The organism is Nitrospirota bacterium (genome assembly GCA_016214855.1).
Lineage (GTDB): Bacteria > Nitrospirota > Thermodesulfovibrionia > Thermodesulfovibrionales > UBA6898 > UBA6898.
Genome location: JACRMT010000002.1, coordinates 18,243 through 42,934 on the forward strand (window position 1 = coordinate 18,243; position 24,692 = coordinate 42,934).

At 49.1% G+C, this 24,692-nt stretch carries 19 protein-coding genes; 15 read left to right on the plus strand and 4 right to left on the minus strand.

Features of this window, described 5'->3' with window-relative positions; translation table 11 throughout:
* Positions 1 to 133: 133 nt before the first annotated feature.
* From HZB62_00180 to HZB62_00195, 4 genes are all read left to right on the plus strand, one after another.
* Positions 134 to 1,786, plus strand: coding sequence for a peptide-binding protein (locus HZB62_00180; protein ID MBI5073581.1), 1,653 nt, complete (start codon positions 134 to 136; stop codon positions 1,784 to 1,786).
* Positions 1,786 to 2,787, plus strand: a complete 1,002-nt coding sequence (locus HZB62_00185; GenBank protein ID MBI5073582.1) for an ABC transporter permease — start codon at positions 1,786 to 1,788, stop codon at positions 2,785 to 2,787. Before HZB62_00180 ends, HZB62_00185 begins: the two co-directional genes overlap by 1 nt.
* A 183-nt stretch (positions 2,788 to 2,970) precedes the next feature.
* On the plus strand, positions 2,971 to 3,831 hold the full coding sequence (locus HZB62_00190; GenBank protein MBI5073583.1) for an ABC transporter permease: 861 nt from the start codon (positions 2,971 to 2,973) through the stop codon (positions 3,829 to 3,831).
* A 111-nt stretch (positions 3,832 to 3,942) separates the two neighbouring features.
* Positions 3,943 to 4,803 (plus strand): Bro-N domain-containing protein, encoded by an 861-nt coding sequence (locus HZB62_00195; GenBank protein MBI5073584.1) that lies wholly within the window; start codon positions 3,943 to 3,945, stop codon positions 4,801 to 4,803.
* A gap of 257 nt (positions 4,804 to 5,060) precedes the next feature.
* Here the strand turns inward: HZB62_00195 and HZB62_00200 are convergent, their stop codons facing one another.
* From HZB62_00200 to HZB62_00210, 3 genes are read right to left on the minus strand one after another with little or no spacing between them, the layout of a single operon-like run.
* Positions 5,061 to 6,206: a hypothetical protein gene (locus tag HZB62_00200; protein MBI5073585.1), complete on the minus strand. Its 1,146-nt coding sequence runs from the start codon at positions 6,204 to 6,206 to the stop codon at positions 5,061 to 5,063.
* A gap of 26 nt (positions 6,207 to 6,232) precedes the next feature.
* Positions 6,233 to 6,574, minus strand: a complete 342-nt coding sequence (locus HZB62_00205; GenBank protein MBI5073586.1) for a nucleotide pyrophosphohydrolase — start codon at positions 6,572 to 6,574, stop codon at positions 6,233 to 6,235.
* Complete coding sequence (locus tag HZB62_00210) at positions 6,561 to 8,540, minus strand: tetratricopeptide repeat protein (protein ID MBI5073587.1); 1,980 nt, start codon at positions 8,538 to 8,540, stop codon at positions 6,561 to 6,563. The genes HZB62_00205 and HZB62_00210 overlap by 14 nt, the downstream gene beginning before the upstream one ends.
* A 232-nt stretch (positions 8,541 to 8,772) precedes the next feature.
* Between HZB62_00210 and HZB62_00215 the strand changes: the two genes are divergently transcribed.
* The 11 genes from HZB62_00215 to HZB62_00265 all read left to right on the plus strand — a co-directional run bounded on the left by HZB62_00215 (position 8,773) and on the right by HZB62_00265 (position 23,492).
* Positions 8,773 to 8,985 carry a 2-oxoisovalerate dehydrogenase gene (locus HZB62_00215; protein ID MBI5073588.1) on the plus strand — a complete coding sequence of 71 codons (213 nt, stop codon included), beginning with the start codon at positions 8,773 to 8,775 and terminating at the stop codon, positions 8,983 to 8,985.
* A complete protein-coding gene (locus HZB62_00220; GenBank protein MBI5073589.1) occupies positions 8,978 to 9,232 on the plus strand; it encodes a type II toxin-antitoxin system HicA family toxin in 255 nt (84 codons plus the stop codon). The genes HZB62_00215 and HZB62_00220 overlap by 8 nt, the downstream gene beginning before the upstream one ends.
* A gap of 42 nt (positions 9,233 to 9,274) precedes the next feature.
* Positions 9,275 to 12,085, plus strand: coding sequence for a bifunctional [glutamate--ammonia ligase]-adenylyl-L-tyrosine phosphorylase/[glutamate--ammonia-ligase] adenylyltransferase (gene glnE, locus HZB62_00225; GenBank protein MBI5073590.1), 2,811 nt, complete (start codon positions 9,275 to 9,277; stop codon positions 12,083 to 12,085).
* Between the two features lie 73 nt (positions 12,086 to 12,158).
* Positions 12,159 to 13,364 (plus strand): 6-phosphofructokinase, encoded by a 1,206-nt coding sequence (locus tag HZB62_00230; protein ID MBI5073591.1) that lies wholly within the window; start codon positions 12,159 to 12,161, stop codon positions 13,362 to 13,364.
* An 81-nt stretch (positions 13,365 to 13,445) separates the two neighbouring features.
* Positions 13,446 to 13,892 carry a hypothetical protein gene (locus HZB62_00235; GenBank protein ID MBI5073592.1) on the plus strand — a complete coding sequence of 149 codons (447 nt, stop codon included), beginning with the start codon at positions 13,446 to 13,448 and terminating at the stop codon, positions 13,890 to 13,892.
* Positions 13,893 to 13,897: 5 nt separating this feature from the next.
* Complete coding sequence (locus HZB62_00240) at positions 13,898 to 14,650, plus strand: hypothetical protein (GenBank protein MBI5073593.1); 753 nt, start codon at positions 13,898 to 13,900, stop codon at positions 14,648 to 14,650.
* 48 nt (positions 14,651 to 14,698) lie between these two features.
* Positions 14,699 to 17,914: a hypothetical protein gene (locus HZB62_00245; GenBank protein ID MBI5073594.1), complete on the plus strand. Its 3,216-nt coding sequence runs from the start codon at positions 14,699 to 14,701 to the stop codon at positions 17,912 to 17,914.
* A 38-nt stretch (positions 17,915 to 17,952) separates the two neighbouring features.
* Entirely contained in the window at positions 17,953 to 18,570 is a 618-nt protein-coding gene (locus HZB62_00250) for a DUF1318 domain-containing protein (GenBank protein MBI5073595.1), read from the plus strand.
* A 110-nt stretch (positions 18,571 to 18,680) separates the two neighbouring features.
* On the plus strand, positions 18,681 to 20,780 hold the full coding sequence (gene rnr, locus HZB62_00255) for a ribonuclease R (GenBank protein MBI5073596.1): 2,100 nt from the start codon (positions 18,681 to 18,683) through the stop codon (positions 20,778 to 20,780).
* Positions 20,781 to 20,807: 27 nt separating this feature from the next.
* Positions 20,808 to 22,622, plus strand: a complete 1,815-nt coding sequence (locus HZB62_00260) for a KUP/HAK/KT family potassium transporter (protein ID MBI5073597.1) — start codon at positions 20,808 to 20,810, stop codon at positions 22,620 to 22,622.
* 3 nt (positions 22,623 to 22,625) lie between these two features.
* Positions 22,626 to 23,492, plus strand: coding sequence for a TIGR02757 family protein (locus HZB62_00265; GenBank protein ID MBI5073598.1), 867 nt, complete (start codon positions 22,626 to 22,628; stop codon positions 23,490 to 23,492).
* A gap of 60 nt (positions 23,493 to 23,552) precedes the next feature.
* On the opposite strand, the gene HZB62_00270 is transcribed toward HZB62_00265, so the two are convergent.
* Positions 23,553 to 24,683 (minus strand): DUF4912 domain-containing protein, encoded by a 1,131-nt coding sequence (locus HZB62_00270; GenBank protein MBI5073599.1) that lies wholly within the window; start codon positions 24,681 to 24,683, stop codon positions 23,553 to 23,555.
* Positions 24,684 to 24,692: the final 9 nt, after the last annotated feature.

Here is a 24,692-nt window from a genome sequence, read left to right on the forward strand (position 1 = left end):
GGAGAAAACAGTCATCACCTTTTGCTCTTTCCTCTGACATTTCCGGCCTGACAAATATCCCATACGATCGTTCTCTGCGATATGCCATTCCCCTCATTGCAAAACAGGAAAATATTACAGTATCCTTAATTCCATGGGAATGGCCTCTTCTTCCACGCTTATTGTCATCCTGATCCTGATGCTGCTGACGCCTGCCTGCAAGCAGAAAGTGAAACTGCCTGAAACAGCAGCTGATCTGCAGACAGCGGATGATAAGCCTGCATACGGCGATGCGATCATCGAGGGGGTTATCGGCGAACCATCGAACCTTATCCCCATGCTTGCCAGCGACAGCGCCTCGCACAATGTCGCTGGCCTTATCTTCAATGGACTGGTCAAGTATGATACTGACCTGAGCGTTATTGGGGACCTTGCAGAATCATGGGACATCTCAAAGGACGGTCTGATCATCACGTTTCACCTCAGAAAGGGCGTTAAATGGACTGACGGCGTGGAGTTCACTGCCGGGGATGTGATGTTCGGGTACAAGACGATCATTGATGAGAAGACCCCCTCAGCCTATAAAGAGGATTTTCTTCAGGTGAAGAAGGCAGAGGTGTTAGATAACTATACCTTCAGGGTCACGTATGAAAAGCCCTTTGCGCCTGCGCTCACCAGCTGGACGAGCCTTGTGATCCTGCCGAAGCATCTGCTTGAAGGCAAGGACATCACCAAGAGCGATCTGGTCAGAAATCCTGTTGGTCTCGGGCCGTATAAACTTGCCAAGTGGGTATCAGGCCAGGAACTGATCCTCGAATCGAACAGGGACTATTTTGAAGGACGCCCCTACATTGACCGGTACATCTATAAGGTGATACCAGATTCTGCCACTATGTTTCTGGTTCTCAAGACCGGAGAGGTGGATACCATGGGACTGACGCCGATCCAGTATACCAAGCAGACAGACAATGCCTTTTTCAAAAACAGCTTTCGGAAATACCGGTATCCGGCATTCAGCTATACGCACCTTGCCTTCAACCAGAAGCATCCCTGGTTCAGGGACAAAAGGGTGAGACAGGCCATGTCCTATGCCATAGACAAAAACGAGATCGTTGATGTCGTGCTCTTCGGCCTCGGGACGCCTGCGACCGGCCCGTATGTGCCGAACACCTGGCCGTACAATCCGAACGTGAGGAAATACGACTTTAACCCTGAAAAGGCAATAGAACTTCTGAAAGAGGCAGGCTGGCAGGACAGGGACGGAGACGGCATCCTCGACAAGGACGGCAGACCGTTCAGCTTCACGATCCTGACGAACGCCGGCAATAACCTGCGCAAGAACACGGCAACGATCATCCAGTCCCGGCTTGAGAAGATCGGCGTAAAGGTCGAGATCAGGACAGTTGAATGGTCAACCTTTGTGAACCAGTTCATAGACAAGAAGCGGTTCGAGGCTGTACTCCTCGGCTGGTCGATCGGTCTCGACGCGGATCAGTACGATATCTGGCATTCTTCCAAGACAAAGGAGAAGGAGCTGAACTTCATCAGCTACAACAATCCTGAGGTTGATCAGCTGCTCGAAAAGGGGAGGCGGACATTTGCTCTAGAGGAGAGGAAAAAGGCCTATTTCAGGATCCAGGAGATCCTTGCTGATGAGGTGCCGTACATCTTTCTCTATGTCCCTGATGCCACGCCGATCGTGCATGCAAGGATAAAGAACATCAAGCCGACTGCCATAGGCATCAGCTATAATATGCCTAAATGGTACGTGCCGAAGCCCTTGCAGCGGCATACCATGGTGCAATAATGCTCAAGTATCTTGCAAAGCGCTTTCTCGAGATGATACCGACCCTGTTCGGCATCACGCTCATTTCGTTCTTTATCATTCACCTTGCACCTGGCAAGCCGACTGATGCGCTCTCAGAGATGAACCCGAAGATGACGCCCGAGGCGCGGGAGCGGCTCGAAAAGCTGTATAATCTCGACAAGCCGGTGATCGTCCAGTATGGCATGTGGCTAAAAAGGATCGTGAAGCTCGATTTCGGCGAATCCTTTTCGATGGACAGGCGGCCGGTGATGCAGAAGATCTGGGATACCAAGCAGCCCCTGCTTGAGCGGAGGCTTTTCATAACTTTCATGCTGAACCTGATCGCCATGATCATTATTCTTGCGATTGCCATACCGATCGGCATTTCCTCTGCTACACACCAAAACACGCTCTACGACAAGATCACGACCACAACGGTCTTTCTCGGTTTTGCGATGCCTTCATTCTGGCTCGCCCTTCTGTTGATGATGCTCTTTGGCGTGTACCTTGACTGGCTGCCGATATCAGGGCTCAAATCAATGAGTTATGATTCTCTCTCTGTCGGAGGCAAGGTCCTGGACAGGCTGAAGCACCTTGTTCTGCCGATGTTTGTCGCGGCATTTGGCGGGCTCGCTGCAGATTCACGGTATATGCGTTCCAGCATGCTTGAAGTGGTCCGTCAGGACTACGTGACCGTAGCGAGGGCAAAAGGTCTGCCTGAGAAGACGGTCATATACCGCCATGCCTTCAGGAATGCGCTGCTTCCACTTATCACCCTTGTCGGTCTTTCGGTGCCGGGACTGATCGGAGGCAGTGTGATCTTCGAAAATATATTCGGCATTCCGGGCATGGGTCAGCTCTTTTTTAACGGTGTTATGACAAGGGACTATTCCCTGATCATGGCGATCCTCACGATCGGCGCGTTCCTTACGCTTATCGGGAACCTGCTTGCGGATATCGGGTATATGTTCGCTGATCCGAGAATAAGGACAGGGAGATGACTTTTTTTAGTAACCATAAAATCTCCCCTAACCCCTCTTTGTCAACCAACAGTAGGTGCCTTAAGCAAGAGGGCATTCAGAACATCCCACTTTGGAAAAGGGGGAATGAGGGGGATTTTTCAAGTAATACAACTTCTTCGCACGTTAGCGCATATGGACCTCAGGGGAGGGATTAAGGAAGCAATGGGTACAGCTTCATTAGGCAATATATTCTGGGGACGGTTTAGCCAGAACAGGCTTGCAGTTGCAGGCGCTGTCATTGTGCTCTGTCTTGTCGTTGCAGCAGTCTTTGCCCCGTTTGTTGCCCCGTATAAGCCGAATGATATTGACCGGAAGCATATTCTAATGCCGCCTGATATTCATCATCCGCTCGGGACCGACGACCTCGGCAGGGATGTGCTGAGCAGGATGATATGGGGTGCGCGCATCTCCCTTGCGGTGGGATTTGTGGCAGTAGGTATTGCGTCTGTTATCGGCATTTTCTTCGGAGCGATCGCAGGGTACTATGGCGGATGGACAGAACGGATCATCATGCGCTTCATAGACATCATGCTGACGATCCCGACTTTCTTTCTTATTCTTGCGGTTATTGCCTTTGTGGAGCCGAGCATCTGGAACATCATGATCGTGATCGGGCTCACCGGATGGATGGGTGTTGCGCGGCTGGTGCGCGCAGAGTTCCTTTCTGTAAAGGAACGGGATTATATTGTTGCCGCCCGAGCGCTTGGCGCCAGCGATCTCAGCATCATATTCAGGCATATCATGATCAACAGCATGGCACCGGTGCTGGTATCAGCAGTGCTCGGCATTGCAGGCGCCGTGCTTGTGGAATCAGCGCTCAGCTTCCTGGGAATTGGCGTGCAGCCGCCAACGCCGAGCTGGGGCAACATCCTCACCCTCGGCAAGGACAATATCGAGATTGCCTGGTGGCTTTCGGTCTTCCCCGGCCTTGCCATCCTTATAACCGTTGTCGGGTACAACCTCCTTGGCGAAGGCATCAGGGACTCGATCGATCCCAGACTGTGGGAGAGCGAGAGGAAATAGATAATGCAGTTTCGCTGAATGAAATAAAGGACTGCGCTCTTGCTTTTTTCCGCGAGGGGAAGGCGAGAAGGCAAATCAGATCGTATTCAGGACCGTGCAAGGGGGGCAAAGATGCCAGAAAAATCATTAGCTGTTTTTGAAGGGGAACAAATCCGCCGTCATTACGACGAGGAGACCGAAACATGGTATTTTTCGGTAGTGGACATTATACAGGTGCTGATTCAGCAACCTGATTACAAGACTGCCCGAAAATACTGGAACAAGCTGAAAGAGAGGCTCAAGAAAGAAGGAAGTGAGTCGGTGACAAATTGTCACCAACTGAAAATGGAAGCAGCCGACGGCAAAAAATATCTTACTGATGCTGCTAATCCTGGAACACTGCTCCGCTTGATACAGTCCGTTCCGAGCCCTAAAGCAGAGCCGATCAAGCTCTGGCTGGCCAAAGTGGGTTATGAACGCTTGCAGGATATGAGTGATCCGGCACGCTCGCTTGACCGGGCGCGTGAATATTGGCAGCAGCATGGCAGAAGCGAAAAGTGGATTCAGCAGCGGATGATGGGGCAGGAGACGCGTAATAAGCTGACCGACTACTGGCAAGGACACGAGATAACAAAGGAAGAGGAGTATGCTATCCTGACCAATATAATCCACCAGGAATGGTCGGGGGTATCGGTAAAAAAGCACAAGGCCTTAAAGGGACTGAAGACGCAGAACCTCAGAGACCATATGAGCGAAGCAGAACTGATCTTTACGGCGCTTGCCGAACTTTCAACCCGGCAAATTGCTGAAAGTGTGAGCGCAACCGGCATGGATGAAAATAAAGAAGCAGGTGAAAAGGGCGGTGGTATTGCTAGGAAGGCAAGGCGTGAACTGGAAGCAAAAACAGGGAGGAAGGTAGTTACCGGAGAAAACTTCCTGCCGCCGGGCTCAATAAAGTCATTGCTGAAACAAAAAAAGAAAGGTCGTAAATGAAACGTAAATTTGATAGCGGCCTTGCATTCCGGTTTAAGGCTACACAAAGAGTTTTCAATCTGGGATTTTATGAAACTGGCTTCGGAAGCAGACAGGTCTATTTGTGGTACAGAGCTCTATTCGACAATATAAGGCAAATTTGATTGCTATGCCGTTTTCGCTGAATGAAATAAAGGACCGGGCTCTCGCTTTTTCCCGCGAATGGGAAGGCGAGAAGGCCGAACGCGCTGAGGCCCAGACCTTCTGGAATGATTATATTATCTAACCGCTTCTGACTTCCCGACTATAAGATCAACGCTTAGGCCGCTGTTTGAGCTCTCAAAAAATTTATCAATGTCGTCAATTGCTTCATAAGATAGGTATCTCACTTCCTTATCCATGCCAAGTTTTTTAAAGGAAGGTCGCTTTAACTGGTCAAACACGCGGTTCTTTTTAGCAGTTGGGGCCACTATAAAAAGAGGATAATTTATATTTGGCGCTATAATCTTCAAATCCGCAAAACGGAGAAGCCCAGAATATATTGCCGTAGAATGTTCAACTTCAAATGCTGCATCAATTCGAAATTCCTCTTTCCATACAACATCGATATTTTCAACATATCTTGCTGGCATATCTATACCTGAAGAAAATGTAGGCTCAAAATCACTGAAATCAAATTCACGTTGTATTTTCGGTTGATCATTACGCGGGATCCATACTTTTGCGCCAGTTTTTAGTCCCAAATGAACAAGCTTCCACTGTATCCTTACATGATCTGACAGTTCCTTCTCCTTAAGAATTTCCTCTACGTCTTCTGGCTGGAGCTCTACGACGATATCTTCTTTTACTTGTAATTGCTCTTCTGTATTTCTGACTTCGTATTGTTGCCCCTGCTTGATGCGCAAAAGTATGGAATAGAGATCGTCATACTTGCCATAAAACTCTTCGAGCTTGTCATGGGCGATACCGGTAAAGCCCTGTGGGCGATAATTTCTCCGATAGCCAAACAGGGAATTTATAGTTGTAAAAGGAAGATCTATCTCGATTGGATTTGCAATAAAATAAATCAGGCTCCAAACTGTGGTCGTATCACCTGCCAAATTTTTCCATAGTTCTCTTGATAAGTCAGAGTTTACTGCCGTTGCTGCTATCTTGCCCAATAGTTTTATCGTGTCACCTTCTATTATGAGAATGTCATCTCCTGGTGACATATTTTCAAAACGCCCACGATTGATTTTGGTATCTCGCGAACCCCAAACTGTGACTGGCCTGTCCGTAAAGATGTTTCTCAGGATGTTTTGTATGTTGCGATCTAAGTATTGAAAAAGACGGTTTCGCGGCACTTTGTTCTTTATGGTGTCCTGGTAATGTACCATTTGTTCATAGTTGCCTGGTGCCATATAAGCTATGAAAATATTTCTCATATCAACACGCCATAGTTTGCTGTAGATTAGAGTTCATCGTATTTCCTCGCTGTATTCGTGGCCTTTTCTGACGGATACTTTTTCTCGTTGACCGCAATCTTTTCCATCATGATGTCACTGATATTCAGCTTATACTTTCTGGCAAGCAAGAAGGCGAAGATGAGAACATCAGCCAGTTCTTCTTTCAGTTTTCCGACGTTGACGTCTTCGGCAGTTTTCCAGAGAAAAAGCTCATTGAGTTCGGCAGCCTCGATAGACAAAGCCAGTGCCAAGTCCTTAGAGTTGTGAAATTGCTCCCAATTGCGCTCATCTCTGAACTTGATCAGAAGGTCAGTTATTTCTTCTATTTCGGTTTTATCTTTTTTCATACAGTTTCTTAGCTTCCTCATATTCCTTCTTGAACGCTAACCCTGTATCCAGAAACGGGTCTATTACCTGAAAGGCTGCGTACATATACGCGAGGAGCTGAAGCCCGGAGAACTCTTTGCCGGGGATGCTTATTAAGGAGTATTTCTTATCATGATTAGCCGGGTCGATCCCCTGCCTGCCTAACATAGCTATCTCAAGGCCAACCTTCTGTATCTCCGGCAGTTCCTTGTCCTGAAAATATTGCAGTGCGCCGAGGCAATACATGGTGATTGCCATTTGACCGGCGGGCTCTTGTTGAATGCCTGAAAATCCCCCCTCGCCCCCCTTTGCTAAAGTGGGGTAGGCGGGTTCGGCGAATTCGATATCAACAACACTCTCGGCACTCGTTGCAGGCCTGCTCCGGTATTCACTCTCTTCAATAAGGCTGAAATAAGCGGCTACTTTAAGTTCTTTTGCCCATTTCCGGATCAGCTCGTGCGCCTCAACAGCTTTAGCGTTCTTCTGATACTTCAGATAATCGGTATAGAACTCCTTTGCTGTTTTCATCTGAGGAGCAGTTGCCTTGAACAGAGGGCTCATGTCATAGCCGAATAGATCCCTGAACTGAAAGGCATGGGTAAGACTTAATATAATATTGGCGTTTCTGATCTTCGCAGGGGTGTGCTCAAGTATCTGCCTGTTTGTTGCCGCATCGATATATTCCTTGAGCAAAGACAGAAGCGAAAGAAACTGAAAAGGCCGCAAGTTTGGGGATGTCTTATTAAGAAAGTCCTCGATGAAAAGATCGATCGGTGTGTTATAGGTCTGGCTGTTGCTTCCGCTAAATAGGGCGTCGATATAGTCAGCGATGACCTTGTCGCCAAGACCGTCCCTGTTAAGCCGCTGAAGCGTCGGTTCATTGTCTCTGATGAACTGCTCTTTCTGTGCCTTGGTTGCGACAAAGAGATAATTAGCGTTTACTTTGCGGCACTGCACGGCTAAATCAAGATGGACAAGCTCGTGCATCATCAGATGGGCTACGGCCAATCTGTCTTTCTTGAATCTTATGATATGGTTATCCCGATTATAATTCTCCGCCATTTCCATTTTCGCAGGTGTCGGGATGGTATCATCTTCAATAACATCAATGACCTTTCCTGATTCGATGGCCAGCCTTTGGGAATACTGATTAAACATCTCCGCCGGATCAATTTGTTGAACTGCTTTTGAACTTACTTGCCGTGCCATCTCTACAGCATTGTTGTGCACGGGGTGACCTGCTTTAGATTTCTTCAGCGCCTGTATGGCGAAGTCGAAGGCCTTGAGATGGTCGCCCTTCGCATCATGTATCATGCTCAGGGCATAGAGGGTATTTGGATAGCTACTGTTTATAGCCAGTGCCGCTTCAAAATACCGCTCCGCATCCTCTACCCGGTTTAACTGAATGAGATTGGCGCCTATGTTATTCATGGCGATGTGATCATCAGGCTTTACTACAAGGGCATGTTCATAATAGGACATCGCGGTTGTGATGTCGTTTTTTGACCGGGCGAAGATATTGCCCATCATGGTCAAGGCGTGTGTGTTTTTCGGGTCCCAGCGCAGGGCGTCGATCAGACAGTTTATGGCTTCTTCCTGGCTGCCTTCGTCAGAGTATATCTGGCCTAATATCCTGTGATATTCCGAGACAGTGGGGTTCTTCTTGATAAGTTTTTCGAGGATCGGTTTTGCTTTGTTAAACTTGCCTGTTTCGCAATATTTGACAACAGTGTCAAAGTCGGATTTCTGGCTGGTAATTGCGGTTGTGTCGATCTCTACGGTGATCAGGTCATCTTGAATCTCGACTTTCGGTTTGAAGGGCCCGAAGGTATAGTAGCTGGCAATCTCTTCTTTTAAGAGGGAGAGGTCTTTATCTTCCTTCCTTCCTTCCTTAGCGGCAGGGAAAAGGTTGAAGAGAAAATCATCAATTTTATGTATGATAATCATAAGTTATAGACCTCTTGGGGTGATGCCGCAATTATACCACAGGCAATATTGAACTAAGAGTAAAAGCTTTGCATCAGATGCCGAGCGTGTGGCCTTCCTCTTTGAACTGTACCACCAATACACCAGCCTGCTGCCGGGACCGGAGAAGAAGAAACCGGGAAAACGCTGAAGGAATTGATCTGCATGGGGAGATAAAGGCTTCATTTTGATATAATGAACCAGGAGGTGGCTCATGAATGAACTGATTTTTATAGTCGAAGAAGACATTGATGGAGGCTACAGTGCCAATGCCCTTGGACTGTCAATATTCACTCAGGGAGATACTATCGCTGAACTGAAGGCTAACATCAAGGATGCATTAAGCTGTCACTTTGATAATGAGGGTGATATTCCTAAGGTCATAAGACTTCATCAGGTAAAAGAAGAAGTTTTCTCCTATGCCTAAAATACCCAGAGACTTATCTGGCAAAGAGCTGGCCACTCTACTTGATCAATATGGCTACAAGATTACGAGGCAGACAGGCAGCCATATCAGGTTGACGACTAATACTGGCGATAAAGAACACCACATTACAATTCCGAACCATACCCCGCTAAAAGTAGGGACGATGAATACAATCATCAGGGATATTGCGGGACATTTGAAGATAGATAGACAGTTGTTTGTTCAGGAACTTTTTAAAAATTCCTGAGGCCTTCAAAAATGCATGACTGACTGTCATAATCCTTAACATATGCCCCTATTCCTTAAAGAGGCCGCTAATGCAACGCCTGATCCTGACAGGGCGCTTAAGAACCTTTCATCGTTTCTTGAGGAGAACCCTGAACGGGGCGGCGAGCTTCAGGAACATATCAGAAGCATCTCCCTTCTTTTCAGCCACAGTCAGTTCCTTGCAAACTACAGCAATACCCATCCCGAAGACCTTTTTGCCGCGATCAGCACGATTGAGAATGCCCCTGAACGGGAAGCTGTCGCTATTGCCCTGAAGCGGGAGTTTGATGCTATTAGTGAAGCCCCTCAGAGGACTACGCTGCCTCTTTACATGAACGCTGTACGCAGGTTCAGGCTGAAAGAGATCCTGAAGATAACGCTCAGGGACATTCTGAAAAAGGCTGATCTCGTGGATATCATGTTCGAGATGAGCTGTCTTGCGGATGTGATCACCGAAGGTTCTCTCAATATCATCAGGCAGTATGTCAGCAGCATCTACGGATCCCCTGAAGACGAGAAATTCTCGGTGATCGCACTGGGGAAGCTCGGCGCAGAAGAGCTGAACTTCAGTTCTGATGTTGATTTCATGTATGTGTACAACACCGAGATCGGCGAGACGTCAGGCGTGTTGAACAGTCAGGGCACGCGTACGAACAGGATATCGAACCATGAATATTACTGCAAGATCGGCGAGGAGCTTTCCAAATTCCTTTCCCAGAACACTGAGGCAGGGTTCGTGTACAGGGTCGATCTGAGACTGAGGCCTGAGGGTCAGCGCGGAGCAATAGCCCTTACGCTGAGAGGATATGAGATGTATTACGAATCCTGGGGAAGGGCATGGGAACGGGCAATGCTCCTGCGTGCGCGTCCTGTGGCTGGGGACAAGGGGCTCGGAAGGGATTTCATGGAGATGATCAGACCCTTTGTCTTCAGAAAGTATCTCGACTTCAGTGCCATTGACGAGATCAGCAAACTCAAAACGCGCATCGATGCTACATTCAAAAAGACTGATATCAAGAGAGGGTATGGAGGCATCAGGGAGATAGAGTTCTTCAGCCAGGCGCTTCAGCTTATCTATGCAGGACGGGAACCTCTGCTCAAAGAACGGAATGTGCTGAAGATACTGCACCGCCTCTTTCAGAAAGGGCTCATCGGGATGGACGACTATGGTATCCTTTCTGACAATTACCGGTATCTGAGGACCCTTGAGCACAGGCTGCAGCAGGTGAATGACCTGCAGACCCATACCCTGCCGGCCGGTGATGCGGAACTGCAGGTATTCAGCAGGAAGATGGGCCATGCATCAAAGAGCGTGTTTATTGATGATCTTGAGGAGAGAAGAACGCAGGTGCGCACCATCTATGATTCGCTCTTTGGGGCCAGGAAAGAAGAATCTTCAACAGGCCATACGCTCTTTGACGAAGAGTTCTCTGACACTGAACTGAAGGAGTTCCTGTCAGAGGCAGGATTGAGAGATGTTGATAAGGCCCTGCGAAATATCCGGTCGATCAGGGACAGTACCTTCAACTTCCAGACCCTGAGGGGCAGAAGACTTCTCTCTGATATCCTCCCCATGTTCGTTGACAGCGGTCTCAGGTCCGGCAATCCTGATATTGCGCTGAACCATATTCAGGCATTCGCTGAACTCCTCAGCACAAACGAGTCTTATCTTGAAGTATTCAGCAAGAACAGGACGCTCATCGATCTTATTGTCTATGTATTTTCCCAAAGCGACTATCTGTCGAAGATGCTCATGGCCCGGCCCCAGCATCTCGAGATGATAGGCTGGCAGGAGACCCTGCGCAAGAGTCTTGGCGCGCTTCGCTCCGAGATAAGAGAGGCCATGTCAGAAGGCGGATCAATAGGCGATGCTGTGCGGCTGGTGAAGCAGATGGAAGAGATCAGGATAGGACTGCTTTTTCTCCAGAAGAGGACCGATGTGATCAAGGTGACCAAAGGACTGAGCAGGACTGCAGAGGCGGTTCTCTCCTCATCGTTCGAGCAGAGCGGCGAGGCGCAGAAGGGAATGGCGATCATGAGTTTCGGCAAGTTAGGCGGCAGGGAGATCGCCTTTGGATCTGATCTCGACCTTATATTCGTGTCCCAGGGGGATGTTCAGTTCGAGCAGACCAAGGCTGCTGAAAAACTGCTCAGGATGCTTATCTCATACACCCGTGACGGCATTGCATACAGCGTGGACACGCGACTGCGGCCTGAAGGTTCAAAGGGCCCGCTGGTCTCATCAGTTGAGGCATTCAGAAGATATTATGCAGAGTCTGCAGCCTTCTGGGAGTTTCAGGCGCTGCTCAAGGCCAGACCTGCTGCCGGAGATATGAAGACAGGTTGTGCATTCATGCAGATGGCGCATGAAACACTTGCTGCTCATGGCTCGAAGGTAACTGCATCCGATATCAGGCAGATGCGCGAGAGGATCATGCGCGAGCGCGCCAAAGAGTCTGAGGGATACGATATCAAGCTCGGCCCCGGCGGCATTGAAGAGATCGAGTTCATGGTCCAGTTCCTGCAGTTGAAGAACTGCGCAAGGCATAGGACGCTCCTTGTGCAGAATACGCTTGCAGCGATACGCAGGCTTGCAGTTGCGGGTGTCATTGCGCAGGCAGAGGCGAAGATGTTAACGGATATATATATCTTTTTCCGCACGATAGAATGCCTCCTGAGATTACGGGGCGAGGCTGTTCTTCAGAAGGATGAAGAAAGCCTCAAAAGCGCTTCGGAGTTCATGGGATGCAAGGATAGCGCCGAGTTATCAGAGCATATCGAGAGCAGAAGAAAAGCCGTAAGAGGAGGCTTTGACCGTCATCTGCCTCTTTAAAAAATCTTCCTCTATGGTATAAACTTCTCTGTATATAAAACCTCAAACCTATCAGGAGGGTTTCATGACATCGATAAAGCGTATAGGGATCATCACCAGCGGCGGCGACTGCGGCGGCCTGAATGCGGTAATTAAAGGGGTGGCCAGAGAGGCATATGCCCTGGGAATCGAGTCTGTTGTCATTCCAAACGGTTACGCGGGGCTCTACAACCTCATTGAGCTCCCGGAGGTGGTTTTTCTCAATGCTGAGCGCGTCAGCCGCATCGAGGCGTCTCTTGCCGGGTCCGAGGCGGGCCATTCACGGGTGAAGATCAGCAAGATAAAGGACGAAAAGAAATATGACCGCATCAAGGAAGGCCTCAAAAAATTCGGCATTGACGCACTCGTAATCAGCGGCGGTGATGATACAGGAAGCGTTGTTGTTGACCTCTCTTCACAAGGCATACCCTGTATCCATGTTCCAAAGACCATGGACCTTGATCTGCAGCCGTACAGTGTTGGCGGAGATTCGTCAATAAACAGGATCGCGACATTCACCAGGGACCTCAAGACAACCGGATTAAGCCATAACCGGGTGATGGTTGTCGAAGTCTTCGGCAGATATGTCGGCCATACTGCATTCCGGGGCGGCATTGGAGCAGAGGCTGACTGTATCCTGATCCCTGAGATCCCGGTTGATTTTGATGTGGTATATGAGCATATGAAGATGACTTATTTCGGCAGGGTCATGCGGAGCGATGTTAAGGCCGGCACCTATATCATGGTCGTGGCTGAAGGCCTGAAAATAGCCAATGGTGAAATGCTCTATGATGAATCGGCCGGCGTTGACGCCTTCGGCCACAAGAAGCTTGCCGGTGCAGGCAAGTTCGTGAGGCAGCAGCTCGAAAAACGGCTCAAGTCAGATCCTGAGGTCATCGAGTTTATGAAAAAGAGCGGCATGTATGCGCCGGGTGTGTATGAGATCCCTGAGGTGAGGGAAGTAACTCCCGGACATCTGGTACGCTGCGGCGGTTCGTCAGCATACGACGTTGTCTTTGGGTACAAGACCGGAGCAGCTGCAGTGTTGCTGCTGATCTCAGGCAAGGCAGGCGTGACCGTGGCTAATGTTGACGGCAGCCAGATCTACTTTAAGGAGACCTCTGAAGCGATCAAACGCAGAGAGGTCGATCTTACCGAGATAGGTCTCTATGAGAGCCTTGGCACCTGCTTCGGCAGAAAGCCTGAAAAATATAACTACTCCTTCACAGAAGTGAAGGACAAGATCATACGGCATCTGTAGCATCAGCTTACACGCTTACAAGCTGGCAAGCTTGTAAGCGTGTTGGCTTGTCTGCCTGTCATCTGTGATACTATGTAAGCAATGGCAGGTATCGGCGAAAAGATAGACGATTTTCTCTTACGCAGGCTCTGGAAAAAAGATCTGTCTTTGGCCGGCAAAGCCACATCTCTTGAGATCAAGGCATGCCGGCTCATCTATGTCATCATAAAAGGTTTTTCAGTCTCCCTCACCCAAAAGCTTGGAGTGCCCTCTGAATTCGTCCGCGAGGTCTTGTCAATCCTCGTGGGGAAAGGACTTCTTGTGCCGACGCATACTGAGCCGCCTGCGTACCTTCCCGGAAAAGATCCGGAAATGATAACCCTGAATGAAATAATCGCCTCTGTCAGGATCTCAGGAGAGGATGCGCATAGTGACTCCGGATCACTGGCGTCAATGCCTGAGGTCGACGGCATTATGAAGCATATCGAACAGGCCATCGCCCTCTCGCTGGACAAACAGACCCTTAAGGAGCTTACGACAAGGAGATAGAACAGATGGTTGCTGCGAACGCGATGCAGACAGTGCACGAAGCGATCGAAGCGCATGGCGGTATGGATTATTGGAACAGTCTCGAAGCGCTTGACGTCGAAATTTCAGCAGGCGGATTCCTGTTCACGGCAAAGCGACGGCCTGTTCTGAAACGAGTGCGCATGCGGGCACTCACGACTGAGCCAAGATTCACCTTCTTTGATTTCCCGAAGTCCGGCCTGATTGGTGAACTCATCGGGAATGACGAGGTCCGCATCCTTGACAGCAACGGAAAGATCGTCGCGCAGAGAAAGGACCCGCGTCCGGCGTTTCGCGGTATCCGCAGGCAGTTTTTCTGGGACGATCTCGATTTCATTTACTTCGCAGGCTATGCCACCTGGAACTATCTGACAGCTCCCTTCATGCTTGCGCGCAAGGGCTTTCTCATCGAGACACTTGAACCACTGCAGGGAGCCCTTGGGCAATTTACCCGATTGCAGGTGACCTTTCCCCCTGATATACCAACTCACTCCCGCGAGCAGGTCTTTTATTTTGACGACCAGCGCCTGCTCCGACGTCTTGATTATACGGCAGAGGTTGTCGGCGGTTGGGCTCACGCGGCTCACCTGTGCGATGACTACCGGACATTTGACCGGCTCAAGGCACCGACCCGCCGCCGGGTCCTGCCGCTTTTTTTCGGATATAAGCCGCTGCCCGGCCCGACACTGGTTGCACTGGAGCTGCATATGATCAGGCCGGTTCCGAATAACCCCTTCTGATGAATCAATAAAGTAGTCGGATAACCTTGCAGGATGTACAATGAAGCTATGCCACTAAAGATGCGGAAAACCTGCAAGATCTTTTCAGCCTTTCTGGGCTCCTTGCTTATTCTGATCATAATGCTTGCCTATTCCCAATACCTGACGCTCAAGAAGACTCTCATCTCGAGAATATCCGCCAGGGCAACAGTTCTCATCGGACAGAAAGTCGAGATCAACGACATCTTCCTTGATCCTGCTGCAGGGATAACCATTGCCGGTATTACTGTCAGGAATCCGGACGGCTTTATTCAGGGAGATCTTCTGAAGATCAAAAAGATCCGCCTGGATATGAGATACAAGGAACTTTTCAAAGGTCGGTTCTCCTTTCGAAACATAGATGTGGTCTCACCAGAACTTTCCCTGATGACTGCTGAGGGCAAGCTGAATATAGCTGAAGCATTCGGGGCATTTTTCTTAAAAAAAGGAACTGCAGAATATCTGATCGACGGCCTCACGATCAGGAATGCCGGCTTCAGTTTTAATAATGAACCTCTCTATCGCATAAGAGATATGGATCTGTCAATGAATGGTCTCTCATCAGCTCAAGGCACGAAAATATCCTTTAAAGCTTTTCTGGCCTATTGGGAAAGCAACAAAATGACTGTTGAAGGATGGGCGTATCTCAACGATAAAGCACAAAAGTTCAGTATCTCAGCAAGATCCGACGATATCAATTTTTCAATGTTCAGGGAGCATGCTGCGAAATTCGGCATGGGTCTTGAGAAGAGCAGGGCCAACATATCGTTTCAGGCAGAGGGAGATGCTGATCAGGGCATTATGATCAGGACCGAGGCCCGGGTGAAAAGCACAGGCATGTCCATCTTCAGGAAGAACTCCATGCATTCGCTTTCCCTCACGACCGAGGCCTTCCTGGACATAAAAAAAGAGGCGCTGACGGTCGGCAAGGCCCTTTTCAGCGCTGGAGATTCGTCAACTATACAGGCAACAGGCTCGATACAGGGAATCTTCAGCAGACCATCGTATGCAGCTGAGATCAGAGTCAACAGGCTCGATCTTTCGTCATTCGATATTATGAAAGGCCTGAAAGCGGGCGGCATTATTACGTCTGACCTGATACGGGTGAAAGGAACTCTTTTTTCTGTTCTTCCAGAGGTCACAGGGATGATGACTGTCAGCAATGGGGCATTGAGCCTGGACAAGGCGGAAATTCAGGGGATGAATGGGAAAATTACATTCACATCCGGAAAAGACCTTTCTGCCACGGTGAAGGCATCAGCCAGGATCTTCAAGGCAGGTGATGCAGTGTTCAAACAGCCTGTTGAGATGGACCTTGCTGCAGAAGGAAAAGGAAAGCCGGAAAGGATCATACTCAAATCAGAACTCAATCTTTCAGGGATCGATATGGTCATAAACGGCAAGAATTTCAGGATTGCCAAATTCACTGGTGCATATGACGGCACGGTCCAGGGCAAGGTCATATCCGGAAAGGCCTCCCTGCAAGCCGCGGATCTGGCCTATGACGGATATCAGGCAAAGAACCTCGGGTCAGATCTTGCCGTGGACTATGATCGCAGCAAGTTGACAATAAAGAACATAAAGGCAGCCAGCGACCTTTTCAGCGCGGCAGGAGAGATGATGACCGTAACACTGCCCCAGGGCAGGGGAAAGATCATGATGGAAGCAAAGAATTTCAGCGCCTCATATCCTGCAAAGAAGGCAGTATTGAGAGGGTTTGACTGCAATGGCTCTCTGTCTGGAGGTGGGAGCAGCCTTTCGTGTGATCTGGGTTTCACTGCACGGCAGGTATCGTTTCAGGATATTTCTTTAGGACCTGTCAGCGGCAGAGGCAGCATTGCGAACAGTGAATTTATCATTGATATTCCTTCAGCCAAACTGTTTGAGGGCTCAGCCAGAATCTTCGCAAAGGGAAAGGCAGGAGACAGCCCCTATCCAATCGCAGCAGCACTGACCGCGGAATACATCAATATTGGACAAGTATCGCAAATGGCAAAATCTTTTTTCAGTCTGCCCTATGCTGCATCAGGAAGCGCACAGGCACTGTCATTCGAAGGCACGATATCATCTTCTGAGAACGCTATTGGCAAGGCATCCATAAGAGGCAAAAACATCTCGATAACCGATGCCCAAAAGAGGGCTCTGGTTAAAGACGCGGCAGTCAGTTCGGACCTGGTCTTCCACGGCAGGGAGATGGAGATCAGGGCTGATGCCTCAGTCGCAGGCCTTGCATTATCACTGTCAGGAACCGCAGATAATATTTTTAACGATAAGCGCACTGTTCGCATGAATCTTATCATTCCGGAAACAGGGATCAGCGATATCCGCACCGCCTTTTGGGACGTTGTTCCCGACCGCCTTCTGTACGCCGGTCTGAGCGGAAGTATTGCAGCGAACCTTATCGCAACATACAGTAGCGCAGCTATAAGCGCGGATGGCGGGGTTCTGCTGAGGGGGATTGCCCTGGAAGGTGAAAACAATGAATACTCCCTTGGTCCGATCAATGGCATGGTGCCAGTCCATTTCAATTCAGCCGGCAATGAGCGTAATTCTCTGTCCATCCCATCCTTTGAGCGGACTGATTTTGAAGACCATAAGAAGGCTTATGCATCGTCAAAACAGTTCCTGGGCAATGAGATAAAGATTGGCTCTCTACGGTATGGCTTCAGACTGCTCGAAGATGTTTCTCTCTGGGTCGAGCAGAAAGGCAGTTCATTGAAGATCAACCGTTTTAGTGCTAAGATGTTCGGAGGAAAGGTCAATGGCACAGGTTTCGCAGACCTTTCTGACGGCCTCAGTTACCGGGCCGGGCTCATTACTGATGGCGTGAGCCTTACGCAGCTTTGCGAGGAGATACCACCGATCAAGGGATACATCTCCGGCAAGATTGACGGTATTGCAGCGATAAATGGCTCAGGTGCAGGCTTGGCAAATATCACCGGCAGGGCCGATTTCTGGACCTATAGCGGAGAGGGAGAAAAAACGAGGATCAGCAGGGAGTTCCTTGAAAAGATCGGCGGCCCTCAAGTAAGGGCATACCTTGGCGAAAGGCGGTTCAACAGGGGCATCATGGGTCTCTCTATTCAGAATGGCTTTTTCATCTTCAGGGAGCTTGAGATATCGAATAGGAACTTTGCAGGTATTTCTGATCTGTCAGTAAAGGTTGCTCCCCTTAACAACAGGATTGCCATAGATCATCTTATGTGGACCATTACAGAGGCAGCCCAAAGGGCAAAGAAAGAATAGCCGCAGGCGGACAAAGTTCATTCAAGGAGGATCAAGACATGAAAAAACACCTCAGATTACTGTTATTAGGATTGTCATGTATTATCGCAGCCTGTGCCGTTATCACGGTGAACATCTATTTCCCTGAAAAAGATGTCAAGGAGGCGTACAAGGTCCTTGAAAAAGAGCTTATGGGAACAGACAGGAAGATCGAGGAGAAGCAACCTGCTGGCAAACCGGAAAGTTCAATACAGTTCGAGTTTGTACGGTCTGCCTTTGCCCAGGAACCGGGCATGGCTGACAAGATAGCTGAGGCAGTAAGGAAGATGCCGGATGTTGTGAATGCCTATAAGGAGATGGGTGCACGCATCAGTGATACTGATCGGCTGCGTGACAGCGGAGGTGCCGGCGAAGGGAATAATGGCTTGCTCATGGAACGGGAAAAGGGGCTTTCACCTGCCGATAAGAAGATCATAGATGCTGAAAATGAGAACAGAAAAACCGTAATCAATGGCATGACCAGGGCCATCATAAGGATCAACCGGCAGCCAGAGACGCCTGACAATGTGAAACAGGTAATGCCGCAGGCAACCGGGCAGTTTGCTTCCATCCGCCGCGACTCTGCCAAGAAAGGCTGGTGGATCCAGGACGACAGCGGCAACTGGGGAAAGAAATAAATTAGATTGAGCGAAGCAGACAGCATTGCTTCAAAAGTCTTACAATGCGACAGGATTCCATTCATAGGGTTTATGAGGCATTCAGCTCCGCCTCATTGTTATACTGAACTATGCTGACTAAAGAGACCATACTCGCTTTTTTCAGGGGAAAGACATCCCGGCCTCTTCTCTTTAAAGACATGGCACGCCTTATGGGGCTGAGCAAACCTGAGACCAGAGCCTTAAAAAGACTGCTCAGGGATATGCTCAGACAGGGCGAGATCGTCCTGAACCGCAAAGGCCTGTACGGACCCGCAGAAGAGATGAATCTTGCAACAGGCTATTTTGCAGCCCACCGCGACGGGTATGGTTTTGTGATCTCTGAAAAACCGGGAGAGCGGGACTTTTTCATTCCGCCTAAGGGTACGCTCGGTGCCATGAAAGGCGATCGTGTCATGGTGCGGATCGAGAACTGGAAAAAGCGTGAAGCGCGGATCATGAGGATCCTTGAGCGGGCACATGCCAAGGTGCTTGGCACATTTGACATCACAAAGGCTGGGGCATTTGTAAAACCAAAAGACAGGTCCATTCCCTTTGACCTTTATGTTGCTCCGCAGGACAGGGGCATGGCAAAGAACAGGGACATGGTGATCGCAGAGATCGTCTCTTTTCCTACGGATAAAAGATCTCCGACAGCAAAGATCGTAAGGATCGTAAAAAAACCTGAGGGCCCTGCGGATGAAGTGGAACTGATCATCGATGAGTTCAGTCTGCCGAGACGGTTCCCCAAGGCGGTCAGTGATGAGGCAAAACTCCTTGCTGCCGCAGCCTCGGGCGCTCAACGAGCCGAAAAAAGAAAAGACCTCCGACACCTTCCAACGGTGACCATTGACGGTGAACGCGCAAAAGATTTTGACGATGCTGTCTCCATAGCCTTATCTGATCATGGATATAAACTCTGCGTGCATATAGCGGATGTCGGCCACTATGTGCCGTGGAATTCAGCCATTGACCTTGAAGCGCGGAAACGCGGCACCAGTGTCTATCTGCCTGACCGTGTGATACCGATGCTGCCGAAAGAACTTTCAGAAGATCTCTGCAGCCTCAAGCCAAAGGTGGACCGCAATGCCTTTACCGTCGAGATGGACTTTGACCGTTTCGGGCGGCGTCTGAGCGCACGCTTCTACCTCAGTCTCATCAACAGCGATGAACGTATGACCTACACGTCGGTCAAAAAGATACTGATCGACAAAGATGAGAACGAACGGCAGAGATACGGAAATTTGATCAAAGACTTTGAACTTATGGAAGAGCTCTGTAATATTCTCAGGACAAAGAGATTTGAACGGGGCAGCCTTGATTTTGATCTGCCTGAACCGGAGGTACTTCTTGATCTTCAGGGAAGCCCTGAGGCGATCATAAAGGCAGAACGGAATTTCGCACATATGATTATTGAGGAGTTCATGATCGCTGCCAACGAGGCGGTTGCAGAGCATATCGAGGCCCTTGGCGTTCCCTGCATGTACCGGATACATGAAGAGCCTGACCCGCTGAAACTTGAAGATGTGGTCAACGTTGTAAAACAGTTTTCAAGGACTGCCGGCAGGAAGTTCACGGTCAGGGATTTCGCGGATATCCTCAAATCAATAAAGGACACGCCCCAGGAAGAGATCATCAACTACATCGTTCTCAGGAGTCTCAAGCAGGCAAGATATTCAGTCACCAATGTCGGCCACTTCGGCCTTGCCTCAACGTCATACGCTCATTTCACCTCGCCGATCCGCCGCTATCCTGACCTTGTTGTGCACAGGATCCTTCGCGAGATCCTGGCCAAAAAGATTATTTCCGATCAGCGCAAAAAAGAACTCGATACCTTGCTCCCTGACATTGCCTTTAGTTCATCTCGCACGGAACGGGCTGCTGACGCTGCCGAATTCCAGGTGATCAAGGCTATGAGGGCCTGGTTCATGAAGGACAAGGTCGGCGACATCTTTGCGGGCAGGATCGTCGGCGTCTCGTCCTACGGCATCCGGATACGGCTGAATGAATTTTATGTCGAGGGTTTTCTTCATATCTCTTCCATGACTGATGACTTCTATCAGTACAATGAGAAGACCATGAGGCTGTACGGCAGGCATACGAATCGTTCATTCAGAATTGGCCAGGAGCTTTCCGTGCGGCTGGACAGGGTGGATCTCGAAGAGAGGGAGATCATCTTCGGGCTTGTCTGAATACGTACCCATCCTTATAATATCACCATGTCAGAAAAGACCTCACCGCTAAAAGGCATTATCCGTTCGCTCGGTCTTGTCTTTGGCGACATCGGCACAAGCCCTATATATACCGTTACGGTAGTTTTTCTCCTTTTGAAGCCTACTCCTGATAATGTCATGGGCGTCATGTCTCTGATTCTCTGGACCATGACTCTTTTGGTATCTCTTCAATATGTCATTCTTGCCATGCGTCTTAGCAGAAGGGGCGAAGGTGGCACAATCGTCTTAAAGGAGATACTGACCTCCGGACTCAGATCGAGGAGAAACATCGTTTTCATATCACTTCTTTCCTTTATCGGCATATCCCTTCTCATGGGTGATGGTGTAATAACTCCAGCAATCAGTATCCTGAGCGCTGTCGAAGGCGCAGTCCTCATCCCTGGTTTCGAGGCTCTCCCCAAGAACGTGATAGTTTTCACCTCAATGCTCATTGCCGTGGCCCTTTTTGCCGTCCAGAGCAAAGGTACCGACAAGATCGCAGGCGCCTTCGGGCCTATCACTGCAGTCTGGCTGATTGCTCTTTTTGTCTTCGGAATCATTTCCCTTGTCGAAGCCCCGCAGGTTCTGAAGGCAGCGAACCCTTATTATGGGATAAGGTTCCTTATCGAAAACAGGTGGGCCGGGTTCATAGCCCTTAGCGAGATTTTTCTCTGCGCGACCGGCGGGGAGGCGCTCTATGCTGATATGGGACATCTCGGAGCTAAACCCATTAGACAGGCTTGGGTGGTGGCCTTCATTGCCCTCGTCGTCAATTACTTCGGACAGGGCGCTTTCCTCCTGACCCACCCCGATGCAAAGAACATACTCTTCGAAATGGTCTTCCACTATGCTCGATTCCTCTATGTCCCCTTTCTCCTTCTGAGTATCGCAGCCACAATTATTGCGTCTCAGGCGATGATCAGCGGGACGTTCTCGATCGTCTATCAGGGCATTACAACACGCATTATGCCGCTCTTCAAGGTCTCCTACACTTCGATGGAAAGGAAGTCGCAGATCTATATTGGGTCGGTGAACTGGTTCTTGTTGATGGCGGTCCTATTTATCATGCTCGAGTTTGGAGAGTCAAGCAAGCTCGCCGCTGCATACGGACTTGCTGTTACCGGCACTATGGCTCTTACCGGCTTTATGATGACCTGGATATTCTTGCATCGGAAAAGCTACAATCTCGCAGCCCTTTCTATTTTCATCACCATTATCGACATCGCGTACCTTGGCGCAAACGTCACCAAGATTCCTCATGGAGGCTACTGGTCGATCATCCTCGCATCCTTCCCCCTTGTAACCATATTTCTTTATACACAAGGGCAGAAGAGACTGTACAAAATGATGGAATTCATGCCGCTCGAGGAGTTCCTGCACAAATTCAGAAGGGTTTATGCTGCATCTCCCAGGGTGAGCGGCACAGCGCTTTTTCTGATCAAGGATGCAAAGGAGATCCCTTTCTATATCATCCAGACCATGTTCTATCACGGCATCGTGTATGAGGACAATATCTTCGTATCGATCATTAAACGTGATGATCCATTCGGCGTGACCGGCTTCTTCAAGCCTGATCTTTCAGACGGTCTCAGGGTCTTTGAAGTTCAGATGGGCTATATGGAGATGGTGGATGTCGAAGAGATCCTGCGAGAGGCTGACATCGAAGAACGGTCGGTCTTCTACGGTCTTGAAGACATCATAACGAGCAACCCTGTCTGGAAGGTATTCCATTTCATCAAGAGAAATACGCCGCCCTTTATTAACTTCTACAAGCTGCCTCCCAAGAAGCTTCATGGCGTCCTGACAAAAGTTACCATGTAGATCATGAAAAAGCCTGCAAGCAAAGAGGCCTGCAAGCAGCCAAAAAAAACTCTCGACACGTTTTATCGGGAATATGACTTCAGGCAGAGGATCCTCCACGATCCGATCGAATTTCCGCACCGCTATAATAACTCAGAAGACATTGAGGTTGCCGGCTTCCTTGCCTGTTGTTTTGCATACGGCAGGATAGGGCTCTTCAAGCCTGTTGTCGAAAAGATCCTCTCGCTCATGGGAGAAAGCCCTCATGATTTTCTTCTCCATTTCAGCGTCTCCCGACAGGCAAAACGTTTTCAGGGTATACAATATCGGTTTAACAGAAACGAAGATATTGTCTGTCTTCTCTTCATGCTGCAGACAATCCTCCGCAAAGAAGGATCGCTGGAAAACATTTTTATGAAATTTTATCAGGAGACAGACGAGAACATCGGCAACGGTCTGTCAGCAATAGTGGAAAGATTTCTGTCTGTGGACACAACAAAAATTTACGGCAGAAATATTAAGCCCTCAGGTCTTGTACAATTCTTTCCCTCTCCGATGAATGGAAGCACCTGCAAGAGATTGGCTCTTTTTCTGCGCTGGATGATCCGCGACAGAGACATTGATCTCGGCATATGGGAGAACATATCGAAAAATAAACTGGTGATCCCGCTTGATACGCATATCATGAAGATATCCCGATGTCTTGGCTTTACGAAAAGGAATTCGGCAGACTGGAAGACCGCTGTTGAGATAACGGCGGCGCTGAAACAATTCGACCCGAAAGATCCCCTCAAATACGATTTCGCCCTTTGCCATCAAGGCATTTCCGGACTGTGCAGGGGGGAAAGGGACGGGTCAGTATGCTCTGGTTGCGTGTTCAGAAACTGCTGATCTCTCTGTTCTCACCCCAGTGATTTCCCATGATAAGACAGGTGACAGACAGTATACAGATCAGTAGCCAACAGGGATGCCTGATTCAAAGAGTTTTTGCACAATGCCAAGTTCGTCGAACGCCAGAAGTTCAGGGAACGAGACCATGTCAGATCGTACGATCGGCATGAAACCGCTGGTCGGGCTGAGTATGCCGACTGCAACGACAACATCACGGCCTGGCATGTGTATGTCGAAAAAACCGCTCCCGACTCTTTTATTGATTAACACATCAAGAACAGCGTTTGCATTCCAGTCATTAAATTCTATGCCGGTAATGTCGTAAAATCTGAGATTCAGCTCTCCTTCCTTGTCGGAAATATCCTTTGGAATGACCTCCCAGTCCACAAAAACAGTATTCGGATCTACTGCCAATGCAATAACCGCGTTCTCTCCATATTCTTCAGGAAGTCCTCCAAAAAAGATCTCCTCTGCTTCCTCTTCTGTTACGTTCTGCTCGGGCAGGAATATCTTCAGATTTGCCTTGGAGTTTCTTGCGGGATATCGTTCAATTTCAGGCCTCGCTTCCTGCACTGTCTCATTCTTGTTGGCTGCAGCGACTGACTTCAATGACGGCCTCACAGGAACTGCAGGTTCTTTCTTTGCGGCCATAGCCTTCTTCTCTGTCTTTTCAACGATTACAGGCTTTGCCTCAGGAACCTTGCTGACCTTGGCCTTTGGTTTGGCTTTAACTTTCGCCTTAACCTCAGCCTTGGCCTTGCTTTTAGCCTCTGCCTTTACCTTCATCGCAACCTTGGCGACAATGGTTTTTTTCTTTGGGGTCTTTTTCTCTGTCTTCACCGCTGGCTTAGGCTTTACCGCAGGAACCTTGCTGACCTTGGCCTTTGGTTTGGCTTTAACTTTCGCCTTAACCTCAGCCTTAGCCTTGGCCTTGGCCTTGCTTTTAGCCTCTGCCTTTACCTTCATCGCAACCTTGGCGACAATGGTTTTTTTCTTTGAGGTCTTTTTCTCTGCCTTTACCGCAGGCTTAGGCTTTACCGCAGGAACCTTGCTGACCTTGGCCTTTGGTTTGGCTTTAACTTTCGCCTTAACCTCAGCCTTGGCCTTAGCCTTGGATTTTACAGCAACCTTTACGGTTTTTGTTCCGTCTGATGTCTTGGAGGATTTTTTCTTTGGATCTTTGGTTTTCATGAGGATACC